At 38.1% G+C, this 9079-nt stretch carries 9 protein-coding genes and 1 pseudogene; 1 reads left to right on the forward strand and 9 read right to left on the reverse strand.

All coding sequences use genetic code 11. The features are described from left to right. Positions 1 to 131 precede the first annotated feature (131 nt). Together NE535_RS07055 and NE535_RS07060 are read right to left on the reverse strand one after the other, a co-directional pair. The gene (locus tag NE535_RS07055) at positions 132 to 1010 is read right to left on the reverse strand and encodes a DUF4145 domain-containing protein (protein ID WP_261297943.1); all 879 of its coding nucleotides are present in this window, start codon (positions 1008 to 1010) and stop codon (positions 132 to 134) included. A 149-nt stretch (positions 1011 to 1159) separates the two neighbouring features. Further along, a complete protein-coding gene (locus NE535_RS07060; protein WP_261297944.1) occupies positions 1160 to 2236 on the reverse strand; it encodes a TIR domain-containing protein in 1077 nt (358 codons plus the stop codon). Between the two features lie 581 nt (positions 2237 to 2817). Between NE535_RS07060 and NE535_RS07065 the strand changes: the two genes are divergently transcribed. Further along, a complete protein-coding gene (locus tag NE535_RS07065; protein ID WP_261297945.1) occupies positions 2818 to 3402 on the forward strand; it encodes a Rha family transcriptional regulator in 585 nt (194 codons plus the stop codon). A gap of 149 nt (positions 3403 to 3551) precedes the next feature. Here the strand turns inward: NE535_RS07065 and NE535_RS07070 are convergent, their stop codons facing one another. From NE535_RS07070 to NE535_RS07100, 7 genes and pseudogenes are all read right to left on the reverse strand, one after another. Continuing rightward, the gene (locus NE535_RS07070; protein ID WP_261297946.1) at positions 3552 to 3824 is read right to left on the reverse strand and encodes a PepSY domain-containing protein; all 273 of its coding nucleotides are present in this window, start codon (positions 3822 to 3824) and stop codon (positions 3552 to 3554) included. 346 nt (positions 3825 to 4170) lie between these two features. Further along, positions 4171 to 4824, reverse strand: coding sequence for a hypothetical protein (locus NE535_RS07075; protein WP_261297947.1), 654 nt, complete (start codon positions 4822 to 4824; stop codon positions 4171 to 4173). 428 nt (positions 4825 to 5252) lie between these two features. Continuing rightward, entirely contained in the window at positions 5253 to 5492 is a 240-nt protein-coding gene (locus NE535_RS07080) for a hypothetical protein (RefSeq protein WP_261297948.1), read from the reverse strand. Between the two features lie 367 nt (positions 5493 to 5859). Further along, positions 5860 to 6387, reverse strand: coding sequence for a hypothetical protein (locus tag NE535_RS07085; RefSeq protein WP_261297949.1), 528 nt, complete (start codon positions 6385 to 6387; stop codon positions 5860 to 5862). Between the two features lie 440 nt (positions 6388 to 6827). After that, a protein-coding gene (locus NE535_RS07090; RefSeq protein ID WP_261297950.1) for an IS3 family transposase occupies positions 6828 to 8005 on the reverse strand; the annotation gives its coding sequence in 2 pieces (ribosomal slippage) (positions 6828 to 7747 and positions 7747 to 8005; 1179 coding nt in all). Positions 8006 to 8063: 58 nt separating this feature from the next. Next, the gene (locus NE535_RS07095) at positions 8064 to 8819 is read right to left on the reverse strand and encodes a hypothetical protein (protein ID WP_261297951.1); all 756 of its coding nucleotides are present in this window, start codon (positions 8817 to 8819) and stop codon (positions 8064 to 8066) included. Between the two features lie 33 nt (positions 8820 to 8852). Next, positions 8853 to 9079 (reverse strand): annotated as a pseudogene (locus NE535_RS07100) (hypothetical protein); the annotation flags it as partial.

Genomic DNA, 9079 nt, shown 5'->3' on the forward strand with positions numbered 1-9079 from the left:
ACCGCTTGTTGGACTTGCCAATGCAGGATCCAGGATAATTGATACGCTTTATGCTGTAGCAATAATCGTGGGTGGCCATGCTTAGCACTTGATGAGCATAGTAAAGCGGTCAATTTGATGGCCTTGATAGCTTATGATAAGACATAATGTTGAAGGTCATGTTTAGAGCTATGATATTTATCAACTTTCCCTTTGGCGAGCGCAGTGATTTCACCACTATCAATTTTAGCCATTAGTTCTGTCTCTAGCACAGCCAAAGAATCTTTAACTCGACGAATATCCCTTCCAAATAACCCAATGATTGGTAACTCATCACCAGCTGTAAATTGCTTTAGTTTCTTATCTAATAAACTCTTGAATTGGTCAAACTCAGTAATCAGAGTATCGATCTTATCTTGAACTTCTTCTTCCAAAATATAAACACTGGACAAAAGGTGCTCGACAATTTTAAGAGCAACCGATAGTTGTGCGGTTTTAGGCTTTTTAATTTCATGGGCTGCATCATTTCCCATAAATCGTATACCGTGCAAACGTTCGGCATCTTTGCGAGATATATATCCTGCCGTTGCCAATTTTGAAATTCTTATCTCAAGATTTCTTCCGCTCACCTCAAGGTCATTACAAACGGCCTCAACAGTACCTCTTAGGCCTAGGCCTGCCAATATAAGAGCGTCTTCTTGGAATGCCAGAAGCACTTCTTTATAAATTCGCCCAACCAAGCTCGGTAAATAATATTCGCCATCTAATGAGCGGTGGTCTTTTATAAACCTTGGATAGACAGTTATTGAAGTAGGAACTTCCCATTCAGTATCAGAAATCTGATAGGCGTGCTCTACTTCTTCAAACACATCACGGAATGATTTTGTATCGCAGCCAAGACACTCAACAATTTGATATACTCTGTCGAATGAATACTCATCTCTTGACGACTCGTTGTGCTCTGACAGAACGCTGTGATTGGTATCTTGACCACAGTAGCGACAGTGGCTCTTGATCTTTTTGGTGGTCATACTTCTAAACTCAAATTAAGTAAGCTAACGTTTTAGTATTTATGCGTTGCGCTGTTTGCATGGCATAAACCGCTTGTTGGACTTGCCAATGCAGGATCCAGGATAATTGATACGCTTTATGCTGTAGCAATAATCGTGGGTGGCCATATTTAGCTTTCTACCAATAATGTCTTATTTTGTAACTTTGATAGCAACGAATACCCCAAGGTTCTGGCTCTTGAAGACATTGAAATAGTTTGATCAATATTACCAATAAAAGTTTGAATCTCTCCTTGCATATACTTACTTGCCCGGTTAAAACTCTTCTCTAAACTAGGTAAATTTTGCATTACTTCCAACATACTTAAAAAACCATCTCGACCAGTTTGTGCACCGACTTCCAAAGCTGCAAAGTTATTTAGAAAGCTTTCTATACCACTAATAGATTCATCATCATGCTCATTTTTTGATGTTAAAACAAATTCGATACTTGTTTCTAGATTTTTAATAAGGTCACGATACTCATCATTTTTAGGCTTTAGAAAATTAGCATAATCATCAACATGAGTCGCTAATTCCTTGACTATATTTCGTCTTTGTTTTGCTGTTAAGTCTTTAGCTATAGATAGAGTATTTGTAGATGCTGTTATTTTTGGTGTAAAGTCATTTTCTAGTTTACTTCCAACTAATAAGACGATTTCAGTTAAAGATTCAAAATTTTCCTCTACTTCAACAATGTGGTCTAGAAAACCTAAATCTTCGCTCACTTGATATGGTTCAATTACTGAAAGTGAAGTATTAGTTTGTAAGACTGAACCATAGTCTTTAACAGGGTTTCCAAAAGGCAAAGTACCATCAAGCGCTTCTTTCGCTAAATCTTTTAATGTATTTTTGGCTTCATTCATTTTTGAAAAATGGGTTGAATATGCAATAACTCTATAAGATCTTAAGTCAAAAGGAAGTTCTTCAATATCCTGAGTAATTAAGACTACTTTTTTTTGTAATGCGTGTGCAATTCCTAGTTCGTAATATACATTTGCATTTGAGTCTGTTAAATCAGCAACAATTAATGAGCTTTGTATAATTCCTGTAATGATATCTTCCAATATATTACTTTGGCTTTTAATATCATCAGCTCTTGATACTTTGTACCCAGCTTCAGTTAGTGCACCTTTTATCAAAAATTCATACACTTCATTTAGAGGTTCTGAAAACGGCATTAGTATAAATGCATTATTATTGTTCATTTTATAATCCTTTATAATTTACGACTATCCAACAAAGACAGCTAATAATTAGTGGTCAGAGTAAACTTTATGAAACTCACTTCCGCAGCAAAATCACAATTAATGGCTACGCTTTATGCTATAGGAATTTGCTTTTTTTGATGCGAACTCTGGGCTGTAAAGCAATGTTGAATTGATTATGAGGCTTGATTTGTATGTGTTCAATTGCAATTCCCTTTTCATAGTGGTGTTCCATCACATTTTTTAAATCTAACTGATTCAATTAGGTTAATACACTCGATTGAATCAGCTTTTGGCTTAGCTCAACGCCGCTTAATTAGTAGGGTCAGAGTAAACTTTATGAAACTCACTTTTGGACATAAATGCGTTAGTGCAAAGTGTCTAAAAATGGGTAGTGGGTTTAGTTAATAATGGGTACCTATTAAAGTCTACACTGACCCCACATATCCTACTATGGTGGGCTGGATGGGAGCACTTCGGTGCGCCGTTTCCTTGGGGCGGTAAGGCTAATCCTGTTCAGCTCATCACCCAAGTTTAGCCTTCTTGGTTGATGAGAACTCTCGAACCAAGGAGTGTCACCCATGAACTTACAAGAGTCTAAAAACTACCCTGCACAACTCGTTTTTATTAACGGCCAACAAACCATTACCAATTCACTTATCGTTGCCGATTATTTTGGCAAACTTCATAAAAATGTATTGCGTAAAATTGATGAAATCCTTGCTGATGCCCCTAGTGAATTTACGTCAGCTCATTTTAGAGCTAACGTGGAAAATCAACAGGTTGGCACTAGTCAGCGTGATTTAAAGTGCTACCACCTGACCAAAGACGGTTTTATGTTTTTAGTGATGGGGTTTACCGGTGCAAAGGCCGCTAAATTAAAAATCGACTTCATTAATGCTTTTAACGAAGCCCAAAAGCGACTTAGCCGCACGACACACCCGTTTGAGCGTCAGCGTATGATGTTTACATGGGAAGGCGGCAAAATAGTCAGCTCGCAACCAATACATGATGACCAGTTTGTCACCAGCCGCGATAAATTAGTGCAGTACATGCGCGAACCCCGCTTTTTATCGCTTGAGCAATTGCTAGAAATCAGCGAAGCCGCAAACCAACAAATTGCAACACTAGCAAGATTGGCAGAGAAACAAGCCCGTTTACGCTAAAAACACCGTTAAACGCCCATAAAAATGGCTACATCAAGTAGCCATTTTTGTTTGTAGTGCCGACTTAATGGGCTGGTTTGTTTGTGAACAATGGCACAGAGGAAAGACTGTCCAGCCTGTAGTGACGAACATTAACGCGTTTTTTATGACTAGTGGTCTGGCAGATCAGAGATTATATTCCCATCGATTGGGCTTACTTTTAGCTCTCGCTTTTCAACGCCTTTATATACTTCAGCTTCCCAAACACCATTATCAATTGATATTTCTGTAATGGGTGTATATCCCTGATCTTCAATTATTTTAACTATCTCAGATAGCGCTATTGCATTAACTGGTGGCTTCTCTCCGGCAAAAGCATTGCCTGAAAGAGTGAGTAAACCGACAGACAATATAGCCGCGATTTGGGTGTGTAATTTATTCATGGTATTTCCTCTTTGTATGAAAGTCATAACAGCTTATTGAACAGCTAATCCGATAAAGCTAGCCGTCTAAGATATTGATGAAGATTATCCTACATCGATTATGTATTTTCTTTGAATTAAAGTAATTTAATTACTTTTGCATTCAAGTATAAAATATTGATTTTACGTTAAAAACACTAACAATTAACCAACAAATCGCAGCCCTAACAAGATTGACAACAACAAGCCCGTTTACGCTAAAAACACCGCTAAACACCCATAAAAATGGCTACATCAAGTAGCCTTTTTTTGTTTGTAGGTAATCAGCGTGGTTGGTTATGTTTTGCATTAGACGCTTCTATGAGTTTTATTTATGAGGGAAAAACCACATTATTTTTGTTTGCTCATTTGCTATAAGTCCTTTTTCTAACAAACTTAACCGGACTCTCTTTAGCGTATTGTATGTTCGAAAATCACTGCCAACAATTGCAGCTGTAATAGTGAACAGAGCCATTATGAATAATCCTGCAACAAAACCTACACCAGTACCTTGTACAAATAAATCCCCGCCAAAAATAGCCCCTATTATTATTAAGAAGAGCGCTGCAACAAAGGAATATAGAAATTGCAATTTATCCGTCCAATTAACATTAATGTGTACTTTTTTACCAGAAGGTACCAAGTATCGTTTAATACGTTTCAAATCGTGATTATCAGCTGAACCGAGTAAGTATATCTCCATCAGCATATCATTTTTCTCAGAGGATGATTGGATCCCAGAAGCTAACCTAAAAACTTCATTTTCTTTAAGTTTATCTAAATAGTCACACACGCGTGTTGAGTCATTAACATGTTCTTTTAAAGCGATTAACCTTTTAAAATACCTTTTAATTATTACTTCTTCATAAAAACTGATTAAACCGGTGACAACTTTAATTGAAACACCAATAAAAGCGAAAGCGAGTGCGAAAGCAAACGTAAACGTATTTTTTTCTAAAATTTCAGGGTTCGAAAATTCCATGTTAATCCTTAAACTATAACGAGGCTGTAGAATAACTCTGTAGTAAGCGTCCGCAATTAGTGAATTAGTTGGTCAGAGTTAAACTTTATGAAACTCACTTTTTCCGCTACCAAATCACAATTAATGGGTACGCTTTATGCTATAGGAATTTGATTTTTTTGATGCCGGCTCTCGGCTGTAGAGCAGTTTTGAACTGATTGTGTGGCTTGATTTGTAAGTGTTTCATTGAAATTCCCTTGTCATTATTGTGTTCCATCACATCTTTTTTAAGTCTAACTGATTCAATGAGGTGAATACACTCGATTGAGTCAGCACTTGGCGCTTAGCAGCGGCTTGGTTTAACTAGCATACTAACGTGAAATTGAACATTCTAAGACATTCATCACAACCCAACGTTTACGCAGCTGTATTTTAATATTTTTAGTAAGTTATCGCCTTACTGAGCTAAATGCAGTGTGCACGATTTTGACTAATACTTTTTCTTGTTCAAAAGAAATGGGAACGGAACGATCGTAATCCCAACACAAATCATTGTCCTTGGTAAAAACGTTTACCGCTAAATCTTGGGGTAAGTCGTCGGCCCATTTCATCTCATTTTGAATTATCTCTTCGATGATCGACATCTCAGAGGTGGATTCAATACAATACAATTCTTTGGCGTTACTCATAGTCATCCTTAACCAGTATTTACATCAATGTAACAAGTACATTAAAGATAGTATCAAACTGAAGTTACAGAAATCAATTTAGGCGATCAAAAGTTGTGATTTAAGACTATCAAAAGTTGAGTGGAATTGCGCATCATCAAATGCAGGGTAAAACACTATTAATTCATTAACTTAATAGGTTTATTTTTTAGGTAAAATTGAATAGCAGAGATCAAGTTCATAAAACAACAACGTAACCCCCTAAATTTTTCATAAATAGTGAAGCACCGCGCTTGTCCTCCCCCGCAGTGCACCGAGCCAGAAGGACCCATATTAATTCAGGAAAATAAGAAAGGCGCCTAAGCGCCTTAAGTTATAATGATTTTAACTACTTCCAACACCCAGGACCAAACTGACTGCTAAATGTCGTATCAAAAACACCTTTAAACATGGTTACTTTCTTTCCTTCTAAAGTCGTTATCATCCTGATAGGCATTCCATTGAAAGCTGGCATATATTGAGCCGAGGTATCAAGAGGTGATATTGCATATTCTCTAAAATCAATTTTGTGCTGTATAACTTCACCAGCCTCCATTGGATACCAGTCACCTTGACCACCGGCATTCGCCTTACTAGTCATTTTCGGGTAACTATCAGAAATAGTGAGGTTGACTAAATCAACTCCAAATCGATGAGCATCATATTTATCTACTTCCATAAAAGCTGGATCTACCAGCAGCTTTTGACCGGAGACATTAGTAATTTGAAAAATCGTTTGTCCCTCACTTGTACATAGAGGCAGAAACTCTAATTTCAAATATTGTTCATCTGTAACTTTTTCATAAAGAGAAGCAGCGGAGAGCGCGCTTGGGACTATAGCAAGGCTTAATAAAATGGTTATTAATAAGTTTTTCATCTGTACACCTTCATAATATCTTCAAAAATGTATGCATTTGTAATAAATACTCGCGCCCAATACTTTTTAGCTGACTCTCCATCACCTCTAGAAATGGAAGATTTAAAGCGTTCTACTGATACGTTTAAAAAGTCAATCCGTTCGGATTTAATTTGCGCAGTAGTCAAACCTTTTCCATTATCTGTTAAGTCATCGCGTGCGTTACATCTGTGGTGAACTTCATGAGATATAGTTGGAGATAGCTTACTTGTATAGCCAGTAAAGAGCTTTTTCGACAACTCAGTAAAATCAAGTAGTTCCGAACCGACCTGCTTCTTACAGTTGACCCCATAAAAACCGTCTTCATAGTCATTTATTCTGATGTTATTGCCTTGTGGATCAGTGATAATAGCCTCTAGTTTTGGCCTTATGCAGCTAGCTTCCGTTGAAATCTGTAGTGGTCAAGTAAAATTGGCCACGGTTTTAGAGTCATTCCAATATAAACGTTCTGACTCATTTGGTGTTAACCCACCATTATACTGATGGGGCCTGGTTTCACTGTAATATCCAGTGATGTAGTTTGTTATTTCTTTATCTGCTTCTGTAAAATTACCATAACCATTTGCTGGCACCCATTCAGATTTCAAACTTCTAAAGAAACGCTCCATTGGGGCATTATCCCAACAATTTCCGCGACGACTTATGCTTTGCTCAATCTGAAGACGCCATAATAATTGCCGGAATTTCAAGCTAGTATAATGCGAACCTTGGTCGCTGTGATACATCACATTCTCAGGTTGTGCCCTTAACTCAAATGCCATTTTTAAGGCCTTACAGGTCAGCTCACTGTCAGGCGATAATGACAAAGCCCATCCCACAGGTTTGCGGGAAAATAAGTCTAGAACAACCGCTAAATATGCCCAACGATTACCGACCCAAACATACGTCACGTCGCCACACCACACTTGATCTGGTTGGGTAACAGCAAACTGTCGATTAAGCGTATTCGGGATAGCAACATGCTCTTGTGTTGCTTTCCTATAAGCATGCTTAGGCTGCTGACAACTAACTAACCCAAGCTTTAGCATGAGATTACGAGCTCGATAACGACTAAGTTTAATCCCTTTGTTAGTCACTAATTGTGCAATCGTTCGAGCACCGGCAGAGCCATTACTAATACGATGCGCGGCCTTCACTTCACTGCATAAAATGGTAAAATCAGCATCGATATGGTCTTTTCTTTTTAGCCAATATTTATAGCTACTTCGATGCACTTTGAATGCATTACAAATTGTGAGAATAGAGTGGCTCTGCTTGAGTTGGCTGATTAGCGCAAATTGTTCATCGAGTCTGACATCAAGAGAGCGGTAGCCTTTTTTAGGATAAGATTATGCTCCTCAAGACGAGCTATTTGCTTCTTCAGCTCACGAATTTCAATTTGTTCAGGGGTAATGGGAGAGGCTTTTGGCGTGCCACCCTGGCGTTCTAGTTTTAACTGTCTCACCCATTTGTCCATGGTTGATTTACCCACGTTCATCGCCTTTGCAGCTTCGATGATGCTATGGTTTTTATCGAGGACTAATTGGGCTGCTTCAAGTTTGAATTCAGCACTAAATGTTTTTCTGGTTGTCGATCTCATGTGTTCACCTAAAGTAATTTACGAGGTAATAATATCACCTCTATTTAGGTGGCCAAAATTAGTGTGCCACTACAATCAAACTAGCCAAGATGTGAAAGTCTGGGTCTTGATAACCACTTAAAGAGAAAGATTGAGCTATTCCATCTAATCTAGATTTATCGACTGCTGCTTCAGGGTTTACCATATCACTATCAAGTGAATTCAAAGCCTCAAGCGCACTGCTAGCTGCAGCTTTTATCGCATCCTCATCACTTGTACTTGGAGTGGATACAATAGGAGCACCTTCTTTCCAACAAATATTATCTGAAACGATAATTCTTTCTTTGGCTAAATCTTCAGGGTTATAACACTGATCTATTTCACCATCACCATCAACATCTCGACCGTGGGTATGAAATGGAAAATCCTCCGGAGGACACACCTTAGAGCTATTTATTGATTGTTCGTGCCAGCGCCCTAAAGTAATCCAGCCATCACCCGTAGTGCCAACTCTTGATAGATCCATATGTGTTCTAATAAAAAAACCAGGGTACCCATAATAATTTATGGGTACTTCTCCTTGCTCATCCATGGGAGTATCTTTCCAATGATTAAGCCCATTTGATAAAGAGTAACCTTTGCAACTTTCATAATTAATCAAATCCGCAGGGCTAGCACCATAATAATAAAAACAAGGCCCTACATTTTCATGAATTACTTCAGGTTGCACAGCTTTTGATTCATCATATATATCAGAACTATCAAAAGCGGCCTGAGCTTTAAAGCTCTCCAGACACAAAAATAAACAAATTAAGTAAAAACTTAACCTTCTCATATACAAACCATCCTTAGTCTGAAAAAGTAGAAGTTACAATATTTCATTAACAATATCAAAACTTTCTACTTCTGCTTTTCTCAACCAGTACACATAAGACTTCTTGCTATCGAACCCCATCAAGGCCCACTGCCCTTTGCATACATAGTGCGCTCTAATGGCCCGTATACATTGGGGTGCTAAGCGTTCAATCATCACATCGAACTGTCTGACCTCACGCGGTGGCGTTATCTCAACCACTGCAGCACTACCGTACACAA

This window comes from Shewanella holmiensis, assembly GCF_025370255.1.
Lineage (GTDB): Bacteria > Pseudomonadota > Gammaproteobacteria > Enterobacterales > Shewanellaceae > Shewanella > Shewanella holmiensis.